General features: G+C 51.6%; 20 protein-coding genes. 7 read left to right on the forward strand and 13 right to left on the reverse strand.

What is annotated here, in order from left to right; all coding sequences use genetic code 11:
* Positions 1-16: 16 nt before the first annotated feature.
* The 3 genes from J4E70_RS04810 to J4E70_RS04820 form a co-directional block, all read right to left on the reverse strand.
* On the reverse strand, positions 17-406 hold the full coding sequence (locus J4E70_RS04810) for a hypothetical protein (protein WP_213887953.1): 390 nt from the start codon (positions 404-406) through the stop codon (positions 17-19).
* Positions 407-422: 16 nt separating this feature from the next.
* On the reverse strand, positions 423-1,022 hold the full coding sequence (locus J4E70_RS04815; RefSeq protein WP_343229442.1) for an imm11 family protein: 600 nt from the start codon (positions 1,020-1,022) through the stop codon (positions 423-425).
* A 169-nt stretch (positions 1,023-1,191) separates the two neighbouring features.
* Entirely contained in the window at positions 1,192-1,812 is a 621-nt protein-coding gene (locus J4E70_RS04820) for a thiamine phosphate synthase (RefSeq protein WP_213887955.1), read from the reverse strand.
* A gap of 218 nt (positions 1,813-2,030) precedes the next feature.
* Here J4E70_RS04820 and J4E70_RS04825 point away from each other — a divergent pair, with 218 nt between their 5' ends.
* From J4E70_RS04825 to J4E70_RS04835, 3 genes are all read left to right on the forward strand, one after another.
* A complete protein-coding gene (locus J4E70_RS04825; protein WP_213887956.1) occupies positions 2,031-2,789 on the forward strand; it encodes an RNA methyltransferase in 759 nt (252 codons plus the stop codon).
* A gap of 92 nt (positions 2,790-2,881) precedes the next feature.
* A complete protein-coding gene (ctaA, locus tag J4E70_RS04830; RefSeq protein ID WP_213887957.1) occupies positions 2,882-4,030 on the forward strand; it encodes a heme A synthase in 1,149 nt (382 codons plus the stop codon).
* Position 4,031: 1 nt separating this feature from the next.
* The gene (locus J4E70_RS04835; RefSeq protein ID WP_213887958.1) at positions 4,032-5,510 is read left to right on the forward strand and encodes a carboxypeptidase M32; all 1,479 of its coding nucleotides are present in this window, start codon (positions 4,032-4,034) and stop codon (positions 5,508-5,510) included.
* Between the two features lie 19 nt (positions 5,511-5,529).
* Here J4E70_RS04835 and J4E70_RS04840 read toward each other — a convergent pair whose 3' ends face one another.
* Positions 5,530-6,318, reverse strand: coding sequence for an enoyl-CoA hydratase (locus tag J4E70_RS04840; protein WP_213887959.1), 789 nt, complete (start codon positions 6,316-6,318; stop codon positions 5,530-5,532).
* Between the two features lie 57 nt (positions 6,319-6,375).
* On the opposite strand from J4E70_RS04840, the gene J4E70_RS04845 reads away from it, so the two are divergent.
* A complete protein-coding gene (locus tag J4E70_RS04845; protein ID WP_213887960.1) occupies positions 6,376-6,798 on the forward strand; it encodes a PaaI family thioesterase in 423 nt (140 codons plus the stop codon).
* Between the two features lie 87 nt (positions 6,799-6,885).
* Here the strand turns inward: J4E70_RS04845 and J4E70_RS04850 are convergent, their stop codons facing one another.
* Positions 6,886-7,119, reverse strand: a complete 234-nt coding sequence (locus J4E70_RS04850; RefSeq protein ID WP_213887961.1) for a DUF1127 domain-containing protein — start codon at positions 7,117-7,119, stop codon at positions 6,886-6,888.
* A gap of 94 nt (positions 7,120-7,213) precedes the next feature.
* Here J4E70_RS04850 and J4E70_RS04855 point away from each other — a divergent pair, with 94 nt between their 5' ends.
* From J4E70_RS04855 to rpsI, 3 genes are all read left to right on the forward strand, one after another.
* Positions 7,214-8,608: an aminotransferase-like domain-containing protein gene (locus tag J4E70_RS04855; RefSeq protein WP_213887962.1), complete on the forward strand. Its 1,395-nt coding sequence runs from the start codon at positions 7,214-7,216 to the stop codon at positions 8,606-8,608.
* Positions 8,609-8,766: 158 nt separating this feature from the next.
* On the forward strand, positions 8,767-9,228 hold the full coding sequence (gene rplM / locus J4E70_RS04860) for a 50S ribosomal protein L13 (RefSeq protein ID WP_213887963.1): 462 nt from the start codon (positions 8,767-8,769) through the stop codon (positions 9,226-9,228).
* A gap of 2 nt (positions 9,229-9,230) precedes the next feature.
* Positions 9,231-9,719, forward strand: a complete 489-nt coding sequence (gene rpsI, locus J4E70_RS04865; RefSeq protein WP_213887964.1) for a 30S ribosomal protein S9 — start codon at positions 9,231-9,233, stop codon at positions 9,717-9,719.
* A 53-nt stretch (positions 9,720-9,772) separates the two neighbouring features.
* On the opposite strand, the gene J4E70_RS04870 is transcribed toward rpsI, so the two are convergent.
* The 8 genes from J4E70_RS04870 to guaA all read right to left on the reverse strand — a co-directional run bounded on the left by J4E70_RS04870 (position 9,773) and on the right by guaA (position 17,070).
* Positions 9,773-10,390, reverse strand: coding sequence for a TetR/AcrR family transcriptional regulator (locus J4E70_RS04870; protein WP_213887965.1), 618 nt, complete (start codon positions 10,388-10,390; stop codon positions 9,773-9,775).
* Entirely contained in the window at positions 10,383-11,252 is an 870-nt protein-coding gene (gene ppk2 / locus J4E70_RS04875) for a polyphosphate kinase 2 (RefSeq protein ID WP_213887966.1), read from the reverse strand. The genes J4E70_RS04870 and ppk2 overlap by 8 nt, the downstream gene beginning before the upstream one ends.
* A 69-nt stretch (positions 11,253-11,321) precedes the next feature.
* Entirely contained in the window at positions 11,322-12,242 is a 921-nt protein-coding gene (metA, locus tag J4E70_RS04880) for a homoserine O-acetyltransferase MetA (RefSeq protein ID WP_213887967.1), read from the reverse strand.
* A 38-nt stretch (positions 12,243-12,280) separates the two neighbouring features.
* The gene (locus J4E70_RS04885; RefSeq protein ID WP_213887968.1) at positions 12,281-13,141 is read right to left on the reverse strand and encodes an ATPase; all 861 of its coding nucleotides are present in this window, start codon (positions 13,139-13,141) and stop codon (positions 12,281-12,283) included.
* Between the two features lie 123 nt (positions 13,142-13,264).
* On the reverse strand, positions 13,265-14,347 hold the full coding sequence (locus J4E70_RS04890; protein ID WP_213887969.1) for a hypothetical protein: 1,083 nt from the start codon (positions 14,345-14,347) through the stop codon (positions 13,265-13,267).
* 157 nt (positions 14,348-14,504) lie between these two features.
* Positions 14,505-15,362 (reverse strand): DMT family transporter, encoded by an 858-nt coding sequence (locus J4E70_RS04895; RefSeq protein ID WP_213888150.1) that lies wholly within the window; start codon positions 15,360-15,362, stop codon positions 14,505-14,507.
* Between the two features lie 2 nt (positions 15,363-15,364).
* A complete protein-coding gene (locus tag J4E70_RS04900) occupies positions 15,365-15,517 on the reverse strand; it encodes a hypothetical protein (protein WP_213887970.1) in 153 nt (50 codons plus the stop codon).
* Positions 15,508-17,070, reverse strand: a complete 1,563-nt coding sequence (gene guaA, locus J4E70_RS04905) for a glutamine-hydrolyzing GMP synthase (protein WP_213887971.1) — start codon at positions 17,068-17,070, stop codon at positions 15,508-15,510. The genes J4E70_RS04900 and guaA overlap by 10 nt, the downstream gene beginning before the upstream one ends.
* Positions 17,071-17,239: the final 169 nt, after the last annotated feature.

A 17,239-nucleotide genomic window follows, 5' to 3' on the forward strand; every position in this document is an offset into this window, starting at 1 on the left:
TGGAGAGTGCTCTGGCTCAAAGGTGTCTTTTGTTTCCCCGAAATTCAGACAAAAAATATTCACCCTCGACCGGCGTAACCCGGTCAAACTGAAACAGCTTTGTCGGGTACAACGACGTCTGTCCCAGGTTGAACTGGCGAAGCACATCCGCAAACGCCGGAGAAACCGTCCAGAACCCACCTGCGCTAAAAATATCTGGCTGTTTCTTGTGCATTTGATCGGGGTATTTGCCATATATTTCCTGTGGAAAACGATCAGCGGAAAGCGGCACGCCTTTTTTGTTCTGGCGCAATGTATCGACAGTTCTCTCTGCATTTTCCAGATAAACATCATGTATAAACGACTTTGTCATACCAGCGGCCATCATTGCGTGGCTGACCCAGACAATATCTTTACTTTTTGTCATTGAACGCGTCCTCCACTCAGATTTCTTTTGCTTTATAGGGCCGGAACCTCTTGATTTTCTGCGCTTTAAGCGCTTCGAAAAATGCGTCTGACATCATGAAGCTTGCCGGGTACCGCTTTTCGCGCCACAAATTGGCACCAGAAAGCGCAAACTTTCTGACGGTCGCATTTTTACGAAAATGGTGAATGTGCATCTTCTCAGACACATGCCCGTGAAACGGCGCGACACTCGACACATCATCTACAATGCTGTCCTGCATACGCGTGACGTTCATCGCGAAATATTCACCCTCTGGTTGGGTGCTGCTTTTAAACCGGACGTCGATTGGAAAAAATTGGTGGAGGCCGGGGTCGAACTGCTCGAGAATTTCACGAACTTTGGAGGTAACAAGCGCAAGAGAACCTGTTGTTAAAAAACAATCGGGCATTGATTTTCTTTTTTTGTGAAGCACAACTTCACGAGGAACTTCATCAGAAGTTAAGGTTCGTTTTCCGTAGCGGTAAACACCAGATAAAACCGAGCGTGTATGCAGATCCGGGACGAGTTTAAAAAATTCAGGGAAATCCCCCCCCTGAACGAACGGGGCCTCCGAGGGTATATGAAGAACATAGGTCATAAGGGTAATCTCCCGGTTTCCGTACAATTGATGAAACCTGTAAAGAAATACAACCCTAAGATTAATTCAGTGCTAAATGAAACTCGAAAACGAGATTTTCATTTTAGCATGACATTTTTGCGGTCCTAACAATCAGTTTTTTTGCCAAACGCACAGACCGCTTTCCTGATCACCCCATCGCAGCAGCAAGTTCGCCCAATGCCTGAACCGGATCATCCGTTCTCCAGATCTCTTCACCAATTGCGAAAAAGTCGGTGTAGGGCGCCAGCCGGGCCACATTTTCCACGTCGAGCGCGCCTTCGGCTACAACGGGAACTTCGACAATCTCGGACCACCATTCAAACAATTCGGTATCTGCAACTGTGCCGTCGCCCAGCGGTGTCACCCCCACAGGGCCAAAGCTGACGTAATCTGCACCAGCCTCGCCAGCATTCATACCATCGTGACGCTGTGCACCACAAAAAGCTCCGACAATTGCATCAGCCCCAAGGTCTTTGCGTACCTTGCGGACTGAGCGCGCACCGTCTGTCAGATGCACACCGTCAAGGCCAAGTCGCTCAACCAGCAACACGTGGCTCTCGATCACCAGCGCAATGTCGCGCGCATGGCAAAGCTCGCGCAGCAGATCGGCTGCTTTTGCAATCCGGTCTTCGTCCTTAGTTGCCATCGACAGGCGCAGGCAGGAAATGTCATGGGCATCCATCACCCGGGAAAGCGTTTCCGGAAAACTCAGAAGCTCAAACTCAGGTGGGGTGATCAGGTAAAGTTGCGGATGCTCAGTCTCGGCCATTTTCGGGCTCCTTGGATGGTATTGCCGCCCCTATAGCGCGGAAAATACCGCTTGGCTACGTCCTAGGTGGTCTGCTGGCGAAATCGGGCAATAGACGCATCCGTTAAGCGCGGCTGCATCGGTTCGCATAACTGTTAGGTTATAGGACACTGCTCCGACCTTGTAATGCAGGCGTGTGGCGCGTATCACGCCGCGATCAACTGGCAAAAGATTTTACGATGCAAGACACCAACCAAGACTGGCAAGGCCCACAGCCCGCCATGATCCTGATCCGCCCACAGATGGGTGAAAACATCGGCGGCGCGGCGCGTGCAATGTGGAATTTCGGGCTTGAACGTATGCGCATTGTGGCCCCGCGCGATGGCTGGCCGAACCCCAAAGCAGACGCAATGGCCAGCGGGGCAGGCCGTTTGCTTGACGAGGCCGGGCTTTTTGACACAACCGAAGCTGCCCTTGCCGATTGTAACTTCGTCTTTGCCACGACAGCGCGCCACCGCGGCCTGACAAAACCCATCATGACACCGGAGCGCGCCATGGAACATGCACGTGGTTTGATCGAGGCGGGGCAAAAGGTTGGCATCATGTTTGGTCCCGAACGTGCGGGTCTGGAAAACGAAGATGTCGCGCGTGCGAATGTCATTATTACCGTGCCGGTTAACCCGAAGTTTGCGTCGTTAAACCTTGCACAATCTGTTCTGCTGACAGCCTACGAATGGCGGCGCCAGACGACAGAGGCTGTGCCTGAGGTCATGGAAATGGCGAAAACCGAATTTGCAGAGGCGATCGAGGTTGAAAAGCTGGGCGATCACTTTGAGCAACGACTGGACGAAGCCGGGTTTTTCTATCCGGACGATAAAGCAGAGAACATGAAGCTCAACCTGCGCAACCTCTGGTCACGAATGCCAATGACCCGCGCTGATGTGCAAACCTTTCACGGAATGTTGCGTCAAATCATACGGTGGAAAGATAAGGGCTAGGTTTCGCCGAATTGCTGGCGAATTGGGCATTCCAACCCTTGCCCCCGGCTCGTGTGAACCCTAGGTTTGGCGCACGTCAGACGGGGGCAGCGATGAGCCAGAAACGCAGTATCTTTGAAGAAGTATCCGAGGACGCAACAGCCGCGAAATCCGCCGCACCACAACCCGGGCTTATTGACCGGGCGCATAAGGGTGCGCGAGGTGCGATCCGGGGCTGGCTAATGCTGATCTTCGTACTGGTCGCCTTGATGATCGCCGTTGGCGGTTTGACGCGACTGACGGACTCTGGCCTTTCAATCACCGAGTGGAAGCCGATTACAGGTGCTATCCCCCCGCTTAGTGAAGATAATTGGTCAGCAGAATTCGCAAAATATCAGGACAGCCCGGAATTTCAGATACAAAACAGTGCGATGAACCTGTCAGAGTTCAAGACGATATTCTGGTGGGAATGGGGCCATCGGCAGCTTGGCCGCGTGATCGGGCTGGTTTGGGCCGTAGGTTTCCTTTTCTTCTGGGCAACCAAGCGTATTCCAACCGGCTGGACTGGCCGTTTGTTTGGACTGGGTGTCCTTGGTGGCATTCAGGGCGCTATCGGCTGGTGGATGGTATCCTCGGGGCTAACCGGGCGTATGGTTGATGTTGCCTCTTACAGGCTTGCCACGCATCTCGGGCTCGCCTTTGTGATTTTGGGGCTGGCAAGTTGGTACATCTTATCGTTGGGACGCAGCGAGGCGCAGTTGATGCAAGCCCGCCGCAGTCGCGAAGATAAACTCGCCTCTATGTCGACAGGGCTGATGCATTTCGCGTTCCTGCAAATCCTGCTTGGCGCTTTGGTTGCGGGCATTGACGCAGGGCGCGGGTACATCGACTGGCCGCTGATGGCCGGCCAAGTTATCCCTGACGGAATGTTTGCGCTTTCACCCTGGTGGAGCAATTTCTTTGAGAACTCGGCACTTGTGCAATTTGTTCACAGGCTGGCAGGTTACCTGCTGTTGATATTCGGCTTTGTTGTTTGGCGCAAAAGCCGTTCAAGCGGCAATGTCGCAACCCATGGTGCGTTCAACCTTGTGCTCGCCATGCTTTGTTTGCAGGCGATCTTAGGGGTCGCGACCGTTATGCAAGCCGCAGAATGGCACATTGCGATCACCCATCAGGTTGGTGCTATTGTTCTTTGGGTATTCATTCTGAAATCTCGCTTTCAAACCATGTATCCACAAACCCAGAGCATTCGGGGAAACTAGTATGACAGCCTATCAAGAGTTGTTGGCGCATCAGCGAGAGACAGAGGCGCTCGCCCAGATTTCCGGCCGTCTGGGATGGGATCAGGAAACCATGATGCCACGCGGTGCTGCCTCGCAGCGTAGCGAGGAAATGGCAGCACTTGAGGGTGTGCTACACGCGCGCCGAACAGATGTGCGGATCGGTGACTGGTTGTCAGCGCTTGAGGGCGCAGAGCTTGGTAAAGTTGAAACCGCGAATTTGCGTCATATTCGCCGAGACTTTACCCGTACCTCTAAAGTACCTGCGAAATTAGCGGCGGAACTCGCGCGTGTAACCAGCCTTTCACAAGGCGTTTGGGCCGAAGCGCGCAAAGCCGAAGATTTCGACGCCTTTGCAGGAACACTAGAAAAAGTATTAGGCCTGAAACGCGAAGAAGCAGATGCGATTTCAGACGGTGGGTCGCGTTATGACGCATTGCTGCAAGATTATGAACCGGGCGCAACCGGGGCGGAACTTGCTGCTATGTTCAGCGCGCTTAGGCCGCGGCTGGTCGCGCTACGCGAATGTGTTATAGGTGCAAGCCATCATCCGGTACCACTCATCGGTGAATTTGAAGAGCGGCTTCAAATGAAACTTACCCGCGTTCTGGCCCGGGCCTTTGGGTATGATTTCAGCCGGGGGCGGCTTGATAAGGCTGTCCATCCGTTCTCATCCGGTTCGGGCTCTGACGCCCGGATTACAACCCGCACGTCGCTGACAGACCCGTTCAACTGTTTTTATTCCACAATCCATGAAGTCGGCCACGCCTGCTATGAGCTTGGAATCGATGACGCCTATGCGCTCACGCCGTTGGGGCAGGGCGTATCGATGGGTGTGCACGAGAGCCAAAGCCGCATCTATGAAAACCAGATCGGTCGCAGCCGAGCGTTCACCGGATGGCTTTTTGAGCAAATGCGCCAAAGCTTTGGTGATTTCGGAATACCGGATTCCGACGCGTTTTATAGCACAGTGAACCGCGTTGGACAGGGAAGTATCCGTACTGAAGCGGACGAATTGCAATATAACTTACATGTCTTGTTGCGGTTCGATCTGGAACAATCGCTGGTGTCGGGCGACCTTGCTGTAGCTGATTTGCCCGACGCCTGGAACCAACGTTTTAAGGCTGATTTCGGCTTTGCTGTCGACAAGCCGTCAAACGGATGTTTGCAGGATGTACACTGGTCTGTTGGTTTGTTTGGATACTTTCCGACATACACCCTCGGGAATGTATATGCAGGGTGTCTGAACAAAGCGATGCGCGATGCGGTGCCTAATGTTGATACTGCGCTTTCACAAGGAGATACCTCCGCCGCAACCGGTTGGCTGCAAGAAAACCTGCAACGTCACGGCGGGCTTTACGAGCCGAAGGACGTGATCGAACAGGCTTGCGGGTTTGCCCCAAGCGAAGCCCCGTTGCTCGACTATCTGGAAAACAAGTTTTCGGAAATTTACCGACTGTAGACCTGATGTTCTGTCAGTTTTACTGATCCCAGTCTGGTTCCCGTTTTTCCAAGAATGCACTGATGCCTTCTGCGGTATCAGGCACAAGCATGTTTTCAACCATTACGCTGCCTGTGTAAGCGTAAGCCTGATCAAGCGGCATCTGAATCTGTTCATAGAAAGCCGATTTGCCAACTTTAACGGCGGACCCAAGCTTTGAGGCAACAAGCGCTGCAAGCGACTTTGTCTCTTTCTGTAAATCCCCGGGGGCTACTGAACGATTTATAAGGCCGAGTTCTTCGGCGCGCGCCGCGTCGATGAATTGCCCGGTCGTCAGCATTTCAAACGCTTGTTTGCGCGGTATATTCCGGCTAAGCGCGACCATGGGCGTTGAACAAAACAAGCCGATGTTCACACCGTTCACGCCAAATTTGGTTCCTTCAGCGGCGACAGCCAGATCGCATGACGCAACAAGCTGACACCCGGCTGCGGTTGCAATGCCATGAACTTCAGCAATGACCGGCTGTGGAAGACGGGGCAGGGTCATCATCAGGTGCGCGCATCTGTTGAAAAGGTCTTTGAAATAGGCGCGTCCACCATCATCCGCTTTGCGCCCCGCGGTCATTTCTTTCAAATCATGCCCCGCACAAAACGCCTTGCCAACGCCCGACAGGATGATCACCCGGATTGAACTGTCGTCCATCAGTTGGTCAAACTCAGCCTGAAGTGCGGCAAGCATTGCATCAGACAGTGCGTTCAGGTTTGAGGGGTTATTTAGCGTCAGTCGTGCAACAGCGCCCATATCGTTGCGTACCACCAGCTTGTCCATCTTGCCCTCCGTCCGGTTTCAGCCAAACTGTAAGGCGACACAAAGCTGGGGGAAAGCATGACTTTAGAAATGTCGCATGATGAGCTGCAAATATTTTTGACAGAGGCTTTCCCGCAAGTTTCCGACGATTTTAAGATCGAAGAGGTGGCACCAGAAGAAATTTCGGTGCGCATGTTCGTCGGAGACCACAATCTGCGCCCCGGCGGCACGGTATCGGGGCCGTCTATGTTCGCGCTTGCGGATGTTTCCGTTTACCTCGCAATCCTCGCGATGATTGGGCCAAAGGCGCTTGCCGTGACAACCAACTGCTCGATCGATTTCATGCGCAAACCAGCAGCAGACACTGATTTAATTGGGCAGGCAAAAATATTGAAACTAGGACGCGCTTTGGCGGTTGGGGACGTGTTGATCTTTTCTGAAGGGGAACCGAAGCCGGTTGCACACGCAACACTGACTTATTCGATACCGCCAGAAAAATAGTGAAATTTCCTTAGAATGCGCGAAGAACACAAAAAAGGGCCGGGAAAAACCCGGCCCAGGAAGAGGTTCTGTAAGGGTGGGGATGTATCACCCCTTCCAGAACGGACGAGCAGCCTCCGTATCGGCCGTCTCGCGTGTCAGTCCACAGTCTTCCAACTGGGAAACAGTTAATGATTTCAACGTTTTTCGGGTATGACGGCGATCTTCCCACTGGGCGACCTTAGCAGCAAGCACCACAATCACCTGGCTAAACGGTGGAAGTTCGCGGTGGCTGTTAAGCCGGCTCAACGCTGAATTGGTTTGCAAATTTGTCATTGCCATGGGGTGCTCCTTTATTGTATTGATACAATAATCAGAATTAATCAGTAATGTAGTGGTACAAAGCTATTCAAGAAGCGTCCAATGAAAGATTGTAATGGATACAATATGGTTTCCTGATTTGTCACAATGTGAAGGGTCAAAATATAAGGCTCTTGTTGACGCCATCCGTGACGCAATAGCGAACGACCAGCTTAAAGAAGGTGATAAATTACCTCCTGTCAGAGAATTGGGATGGAAACTTAAAGTAACACCAGGCACGGTTGCCCGGGCTTATACGTGCCTAACTACTGATGGATTCCTGAAGGCGGAGGTCGGACGCGGTACATTTGTTGCCGCTCTGGGTTCACAAAAAATTGTACCAATACAACCGTTCACCCCAGAAGAATGGCCAGATGAAATCAATCTGCTGAGCCCGTTGCTGCCCGATGTGGGGCAAAGCGAAGCGATTCGAGATGCCTATTTGAAGATGGCAGAGATGCTGCCCGACGAAACCATGATACGCTACCCGTCCACGCAAAGAGAGCGACCTGCCAGACAAGCGGTCATGAACTGGATCGCCCGACTTCCGCTTGGGATGTTTGATGTTGACGACATTGTCCTGACGTACGGTGGGCAAAGTGCGATCCTTTCGATTTTCCAGACCGTATTGAAAGGGGCAACACCGATTGTTTTTGCGGAAGATCTGACCTATTCGGGTTTCAGGCATGCGGCACAGCTGGTCCGCGCAGATGTGGTTAGCATAGCTTGCGATTCAGAAGGCCTGCTGCCTGACGCGCTCGAGAAGGCGTGTCAGCAACACGCTGGCCAAATTCTCTGTACCTCGCCGGAAATGCATAACCCGACAGCGCAACGAACAAATCTGACAAGGCGAAAAGAAATTGCCGAGATTGCCCGGAATTATGATCTGCAGATCATGGAAGATAACTGCTATTCAATGAGCGATACCGACTTGCCAAGCTATCGGGCTTTGCTGCCAAAATTGACCTGGTATGTATCTTCGCTGTCAAAGGTTTTCTCACCCTCATTGCGTATCGGATATGTCGTTGCGCCAACCGGGCGGGCCGGAGACCTGCGCCGCACAACGCAATACAGCCATTTCGGCATAGCCAAACCAGTCGCTGATCTTGCAACGCTACTGCTTAACTCTGGTAAAGTTGATGAGATTAAAACCAAGATGCTCGGGGTTTTACGTGCTCGCATCAAGGTTGCTGTAAACATCCTAGGTGGGTTCGACCTCAAATGGCACGAAGACGCACCTTTCCTTTGGCTTAGCTTACCACGCGGTTGGCGCGCGGCGAGTTTTTGCCGCGCTGCCGAAAAAGAGGGGCTTTTGGTCAGATCCGCCGACGATTTCGCGCTTATTGATGGGCGGGCACCGCATGCTATTCGGATATCGGTAAACGCACATATATCGCTTGCGTGTTACGATGACGCGATGGTGCGTTTAAGACGTATTTTACTGAATCCGCCTGATCAGATTGAAATATAAATGGGGTATTATTATACCTTATTTTTAAGTAATTGTTTTATATAAATAAATGCCGCATGAAGTCGCTTGACTGTGCACTCAAACTCTATAGAAACCGACCATCAATTCATGGTCAGGCCAGTTTGCTTGCACCTTCACCAAAGCCTAGGGTTTTACACATGAAAACGTTCACCGCTACCCCGGCGGATATCGACAAGAAATGGATCCTGATCGACGCTGAAGGCGTTGTTCTTGGCCGTCTTGCTTCGATCATCGCCATGCGCCTGCGCGGCAAGCACAAGCCGTCGTTTACTCCTCACATGGATATGGGCGACAACGTCATCGTCATCAACGCTGACAAGATTCAGCTGACCGGCAAAAAACGTGACGACAAAATCTACTATCGCCACACCGGCCACCCCGGCGGCATTAAACAGAATACTGCACGCGATATCCTTGAGGGCAAATTCCCCGAGCGCGTTGTAGAGAAAGCCGTTCAGCGCATGTTGCCCGGCAACAAGCTGAGCCGCCAATTGATGACCAACCTGCGTGTTTACGCAGGTGCTGAGCACAAGCAAGAAGCCCAGTCACCCGAAGTGTTGGACGTTAAATCCATGAACTCCAAGAATACACGGAGCTGATCATGTCAGAAGATATCAAAACGCTCGACGATCTGAACACCGTTGTTGAAGGCACAGTCGCCGAAGTAGAAGCAGCGCCTGTTCACGAACAGGTCCGCGACGACCTTGGCCGCTCTTATGCAACCGGTAAACGTAAAGATGCGGTTGCCCGTGTCTGGATCAAACCAGGTTCTGGTAAGGTCACTGTAAACGGCAAAGAGATGGCTGTTTATTTTGCACGCCCGGTGCTGCAGATGATCCTGCGTCAGCCTTTCACCGTTGCTGGTGTTGAAGGCGAATTCGACGTGATGGCAACTGTTAAAGGTGGGGGACTCTCTGGTCAGGCCGGTGCGGTTAAGCACGGTATTTCCAAAGCGCTGCAACTTTATGAACCATCGTTGCGGGGTGCTCTGAAAGCTGCTGGCTTCCTGACACGCGACAGCCGCGTTGTGGAACGTAAGAAATTTGGTAAAGCCAAAGCGCGTAAGAGCTTCCAGTTCTCCAAACGCTAAACTTTGCGACATTACAGAAGGGCCGTCCATTTGGGCGGCCCTTTTGCTTTGTTTTATTCATCCGGGGCGATCAACCCCAGCCCACGCAAGTAAATACCGATACCAGTCTCTAACAGTTCTTCTGGCGGGAAAGGCGAGATTGTACCGGGGGAACCACGTGCAAAAAGCTCTACCACGCCATGGCTCATCGCCCAGATATGCGCGCTGAACATAGAAGCGGGTGGTCGTTTGTCTGCCGGAATATGTTTTGAAAGCTCTTCTGCGGCGCGCTCCAACACGCCCATTGCGCGTTTCGCTACAAACGCGAGCTCTGGCGAACGGTTTATAGAGATGCCGCTCTCAAACATCGCCACATAATGCCCGGGATACCGACGCGCAAAGGCAAGATATGCGCGACCGGTTGATTCAAACGAGGCTAACGCCGATGGTTGGCCTTTCTCGTAGGCATATTCCATGAGTTCCGCAAATATCTCATACCCTTGGCGTGACGCTTCTGCGATAAGATCTTCACGGCCATCAAAGTGTCGGTAAACAGCTGCCGGGGTGACGCCAGCTTGCTTCGCCGCTTCGGACAGCGTGAAACCGGTTGGTCCTTTTGTCTCAATCAATTTCAGCGCCGCTTCAACCAAAGCTTCGCGCAGATTGCCGTGATGATAGCCGCGTTTAGACATCCCAGATTTCGGGGCCACCGCAAATATTGCTGTCCGGCCTGCAGGCGACGGATACATCTTTGCCAGCGTATTCGATCTGGCACAGCACCGCGCGAATTGCCGCAATCCGGGCACGCCGTTTATCGTCAGAGCGCACAACAGTCCAAGGCGCAGCCTCAGTATGGCTTTGTTCAAGCGTTTCGCGAATGGCGTCTGAATAGGTGTCCCAACGTTTAAGCCCTTCGACATCAATCCAGCTTAGCTTCCATTGCTTCAGCGGGTCTTTTTCGCGCTTCAGAAACCGGCGAAGCTGTTCAGCACGGCCAACATTAAGCCAGAGTTTGATGAAGTGAATCCCTTCGTCTGCCAGCATGTCTTCAAATTCTGGCAACTGGGTGAAGAAATGTTTGCGTTGTTCGGTTGTACAGAACTCAAAAACATGTTCCACAACACCGCGATTATACCAGGACCTGTCAAACAATGCGATTTCACCGCCTGCAGGTAAATGCTGAATGTAGCGCTGGAAATACCACTGGCTGGCTTCCCGGTCCGACGGCTTGGAAAGCGCGACTACCCGGGCGACGCGCGGGTTCAGGTTCTCACGGAACCGTTTTATCGTGCCGCCTTTACCTGCTGCGTCACGCCCTTCGAAAACAACGGAAACACGGGCACCGCTTTCCTTGACCCATGACTGCAGTTTGACCAGTTCTACCTGCAATGCTGCTATGGTGTCTTCGTATTCTGATGTCGGCATGCTTTTTTCGTAGGGATAGCTAGCAGACAGAATATCCCGCTTTCTAGCATCCTCGATGGCACTGCGCACAGGCTCCGGAGCTTCTGATTCAAAATACCTACTGATCGCCCCGTCAAAAGGAAGCTGCATCGCCCTGTTCTCCGTCATTCTTATCCTGAATATGGCGGTGTGAGCCCATCAGTGCAATGAAAGGCTGTGTCAGGACGTGCCGATCAGGTCCATATCATAGTGCGTCGTTTGATAAATTTCGTTTATCCAGTTGCCATAAAGCAAATGCGCGTGGCTCCGCCATCTATTCTGCGGGGTGAGGGCAGGGTTGTCATCTGGATAATAATTGATCGGAACGTTGATTTCAGTCCCAGACTCGATATCCCGATCATATTCCTGTTTCAGCGTCCCACTGTCATATTCAAAGTGATTGAAGATGTAGATTGCCCTGTGCTCCGGGTCTTCAACCAGACAGGGACCAGACTCTTCGCTCCCCAATAGCGTTGTTAGCCCGTGAGCGTCGTCAATTTCAGATTGCCGCATCTCTGTCCAACGACTGACAGGAATGACGCAGTCGTCCGAAAATCCGCGTAGATATGGTGAAGAGGGCGCAAGATTCTGGTGCCGAAAACACCCAAACGCCTTATGTGGCAGCATATGCTTTTGCACACCGTGGAAGTGGTTGATCATTGCCATTCCACCCCAGCAAACCCCGAATGTGGAATGCACGTTCGTTTGGGTCCAATCCATGACTTCGACCAGTTCATCCCAATAGGTCACGTCCTCAAACGGAAGATGTTCTATCGGTGCGCCGGTAATAACCAGGCCATCAAATTTCTTTTCCTTCATTTCCTGGAAGGAATGATAAAAGGCTTCCATATGCTCAGAGGCCGTATTTTTGGTCTGGTGTTCAGACATCCTGATCAGAGTAAGTTCGATCTGAAGGGGTGTTGCACCGATCAGCCGGGCAAACTGTGTTTCTGTCTGAATTTTCATGGGCATCAGATTGAGAAGCCCGATCTGAAGCGGGCGAATATCCTGACGCGCTGCCTGCCGGTCAGACATGACCATCACGCCCTCATTCGACAAAACGTCAAAAGCGGGCAAGTCTGATGGTATTTTTATTGGCATATTTGGCTCCTGTGCGTCGACGTCAGATAGTGCGAAAATCAGTGGCTCTCAAGGGTGCGGGTGATGAGTGCATTGAAATCTTCGGCTGTCGTGACTGCTGCAATCTCTTCTGCGGTCACGGTGATACCCCAGTTTTCCGCCAAACTTTGATAACGGGGTTGGCGATTTGCAAGTGCCCGCTTGTAGGCCCAACGCACGAATGAGTCCGGATAGACTTTGGACTCGGGGATTTTGTTTTCACCCAGGTATTCCTTCCAGAGAGCGCGCAGCGTATCTGGCTGATAATACATAGGTTTTGGTGCCTTGTTGAACCTTTGGATCAACTGGTCCGTATGCGCGTCTGAGCCTTTGATCCAGACCAGAAGCAGGTTCTCTGACAACTCTGTAAGTACTGGATCGTTTGGGTCTTCCGGGTTTACAACTTCGCAGATTGAGCCACCACTATCACAGACAAAATTCTGATAGCCGTAAAGGTCTTTGGCTCGCTCAATGAAATGAGCTGTGTCCAGCAACGCACTGATTTCGCCTGATTTATGCTGCTCTTGGCGGCGTAAATATTCATTGAAAGCGAGGCCGCCCTTGGACGTGTCACCGGGTTTGCCCAGATACGTCGAGAGTGGGGCGAGATTATTGAACGTAATATTGGAGGCAATGTAAATTGAATCGGACCGCAAAAGATCTGCCAGAAACGGCATCTTCATGGCCTCACGTTTATAATTATCGACGATGTGTTCCCCCATATAGCGAGTGCCGATGCGATAATCGATCGAGTAGTGAAACCAGTCACCTGAACCGCGCAAAATATTGGAAACATGGGTTTTGCCAAGGCCTGACATTCCAAAAAGCAGAACGCGTTTTCTGCTTGCTTGTTGCCAGTCATTTGCCGATGCGTAAAGCATACGCTGCCTCCTTGTGCCGTAGGCAAGTGGTATCCAGAGGTGCGCGAAGGGTCAATTGCTTATCACGTCACAAAAAACCCCGCCGTCTAGGCGGGGTTTCGATATCACTGTATTTTGACAGATTTAGAAGGTCACACCAACCTTTACACCAACACCAATCGCGTCGTTATCGGCGAAGTTTGAACCAATTGTCGTTGTCGTCGTATCGCCGATATCAATGTAGCGAACACCACCTGTAATCTCGACATTATCGACCTTGTAAGTCGCGGCAAGCCCAATGCTCTTGTAACCGTCTACTGGCTGCAGGTTTCCTTGGCTCAACCCGCTGTTCGCTTCGTATCCAAGAACAACAGCACCCGACCAACGTTCACTAAACCGTCGACCAAGACCCAAAGTATAAGAAGTCGTGTTGGATTTGCCGTCGGCTATCGGGCCACCCGCAATCGCAAAAAAGTCTAACGGATTTATCTGGAAAGCAGTCCATTCAACCCAGCGAACTGACCCGAAAACCAGCGTGTCTTTTGCAACCCCAGACTGGAATTCCAAGTTTACCGACTGTGGAATGGTTACGTCGAATGGTGTTCCACCGTTATCAGAAAACGTGTGCGTTATTTCAGAATTGTAGGTTAGTGCGACACGCAACGCGATGTCCGGCCGTTCGTAAGCAGCACCAACAACATAGCCATATTGAACATCCGAACTTACACTCAAGGAATAGTTCAAAGCTGCAACGAGTCCAGATCCAATAAGGTTCAGATCACCACTCAGAGATTGGACGCGCACCCCACCGTAAACACTGTAATTGCTCGGAAACTTGTAGCGAACCAGTCCTGTCACAGCTGTTGAATCAACAACCGCAGTCGAACCTGAGAAAGGGTAAGGGTCGGCTCCTGTTCCGGGATAAGCGACGTTAGCACCCACTGGCTGATCCAGAATAATTGCCACATCCAGATTCTCGCCTATGTCTTGTTTGTAGCCGAAAGAGTAATTTTGGTAGTTCGGGGCCATATCGCCGCTGGAAGCCGCTGCAAAAGGTGGATTGGAAGTACCACTTACGCTTGGGCTAACTGTCGAAAAACTAAGTTCAGCGCGTGTACCCTCTTCAAAGAGAATACCAACCGATTGTGTCGATCGTTCCATCCCCCCAGCCAGCGCTGTGCTGGAAGATATGGCGAGGGCAGCCGCCGCAGTCAAAACTTGTTTCATAGTATGGTGTTCCTGTTGGTTTTCATTTTGCTTATTTCTTAGGCGTTGACGTTATGCCCTATTAAAACAACAGGTCAAATCCTTACGCCGCGTCACAAATTTGTTATTTGGACGCACGCTATCAATACAACTTATGGTTTAGCTTGATTACGAAAAATTACGGACGGCCTTCTGCCCTTATATTCAAGTAGTTAGCCGTCAGAATGATGAGCGCACCAAAAAGTGCGATATATTCAAGCGGCTCATCGTAAAAAAGCACACCGATGATCACGATTACGGGAAGTCGCGCGAAATCAAATGGAATCACCACGACAGCGGGTGCGACGGAAAGTGCTTTTGTCATACAGAAATGCGCAAGAAGTCCCGCACATCCGATCAGGAACAGCCATGGCGTTGCATCTGCTGTTGGTAACTTGATGTCTCCATCAAAGCCTGCGCAAACAATACCAAAGATTGCCTGCATCAAGGTCAGGTAAAACAGGATTGATGTAATCCTTTCCGTTCCTGTTAAAACCTTTGTGCAGATTGTCGTTCCGGCAAACGCGATAGCGGCAAGTGCTGCTGCAAGGATGCCGATGCTCAATCCACCGGTGTCAGGCCGGGCAACGAGCATTACGCCTATGAAACCCAAAGCGGCCGCAAATGCACGAACCGGGGTAAGTCGCTCGCCCAAAAAAAACGGGGCAAGCAGGATCACCCAAAGAGGTGACGTGAATTCAAGCGCAAAGAGTTGCCCCAGTGGAATAATCGGCAATGCGTAGAACCACAGGTTTTGCCCGGTGAAATGGAAGAGGTTTCTAAGAAACTGTAAGGAAAGACGATTGCGGGTTATCTGGTTCAATGTTCCCGCATATCCTGCGACCGCAACAACTATAATGATACCGAGAATTGACCGGTACATCATGATCTCAAAAGTGTCGAAGTCTTGCCGTACCGCGCGCCCGGCAACTGCCATTGATGTGAATGAAACGATTGCCCCGCTCATATAAAAGGCTGCGAGCAAAATGGGAGGCATTTTCATTCAAGAACCTTGTCATGCTCGAATGTTGCAGTCTCCCAGTTCAGCGACAAAGACCAGTTATCGCCTATACAGCTCAGCGCTGGGAGTTCGCCAGCGCTGACAGGTGCTGCTGCGATACAGAGAACAGCAAGACGCGTAATCATTCCCATTCGATTGTCCCCGGAGGCTTGGAGGTAATGTCATAGGTCACGCGGTTAATACCCTGCACCTCATTGATAATGCGGGTCGCGGTTTCACCAAGAAATTCATGGCTGAAGGGGTAATAATCGGCTGTCATGCCATCCACAGAAGTGACAGCGCGCAAAGCGCAGGCAAAATCATACGTTCTGCCGTCACCCATGACGCCGACCGTGCGTACCGGCAGGATCGCAACAAAGGCTTGCCAAATCTCGTCGTAAAGTCCGTGCTTTCTGATCTGGTCGATAAAGACCGCGTCAGCCTTACGCAGAATTTCCAGTTTCTCGCGGGTAATTTCACCCGGGCATCTGATAGCCAGTCCTGGGCCGGGAAAAGGATGACGACCTATGAAGCTGTCTGGCAAGCCAAGTTCAAGTCCCAATGCGCGAACTTCGTCTTTGAACAACTCACGCAGCGGTTCTACCAGTTTCAGACCCATCTTTTCAGGCAAGCCGCCAACATTGTGGTGGCTTTTAATGGTAACTGACGGGCCTCCCGAGAAGCTGACCGACTCGATCACATCCGGATAGAGCGTTCCCTGGGCCAGAAACTTTGCGCCGCCCACTTCAGCGGCGTGTTTCTGGAACACATCGATGAACAGCCTGCCGATGATTTTGCGTTTGGTTTCCGGATCAAACTGACCGTCCAGCTCGCCTAGAAACAAGTCCTGCTCATCCGCGTGGATGAGCGGCATATTGTAATGGTCACGGAACATGGTCACGACTTCTTCGGCTTCGCCCTGACGCAGCAATCCGTGGTCAACAAAAACACAGGTCAGTTGATCACCAATCGCTTCATGAATCAAAACAGCCGCGACAGAGGAGTCAACTCCTCCGGACAACCCACAGATCACCTTTTTATCGCCGACCTGCTCGCGAATTTTTCGAATGGCCTCGTCCTTATAGGCACCCATTGTCCAGTCACCGGTGAAACCAGCCATGCGAACAAAATTTTCGTAGAGCTTGCTGCCGTTTGGCGTGTGGTGCACTTCCGGATGAAACTGAACCGCGTAGAAATTACGCGCTGTGTCTGCGGTAATTGCGTAAGGTGCATTTGGCGATGTTCCAAACACCTTAAAACCCGGTGCGATTTCAGAAACGTGGTCGCCGTGGCTCATCCAGACCTGCTCGCGACCGCTATCGAACCAGCCCTTTAACAATAGCAAATCTGACTCCTCGGGCGTGACGAATGCGCGGCCAAATTCGGCAGTGCCATGGCCGCGTTCCACCTTGCCGCCCAGCATTTGCATCATCACTTGTTGGCCATAGCAAATTCCAAGAATAGGAATGCCCAGATCAAACACCGATGTCGGCGGACGCGGAGAGCTTGCATCAATGACGCTGGCGGGCCCTCCCGAAAAGATCACTGCCTTGGGCGAAAATTCCGCCAAGAATTCTTCTGTAACTTTTTGGAACGGGTGAATTTCGCAATATACATTGAGTTCACGCAGGCGACGCGCAATCAACTGCGTAACCTGGCTGCCAAAGTCGATTATAAGAAGTCGGTCATGTGATGTATTGGTCATGTCCGGGGAATATTGATCATCGGAGAAATGTGCAAGAGCGCTGTGATTTTAGGTCACCGCTTATTTTTAAATTAGGAGGATTCAAACGTATACGAACCGCGGGAATGTCGCTTTCGCCTGCCAATAGCCGGATTCTTCGCTAAGTTGCCAATGCGTTTTCGATATCTTG

Origin of the sequence: Pseudohalocynthiibacter aestuariivivens (assembly GCF_018457175.1) — a bacterium.
Taxonomy (GTDB): domain Bacteria; phylum Pseudomonadota; class Alphaproteobacteria; order Rhodobacterales; family Rhodobacteraceae; genus Pseudohalocynthiibacter; species Pseudohalocynthiibacter aestuariivivens.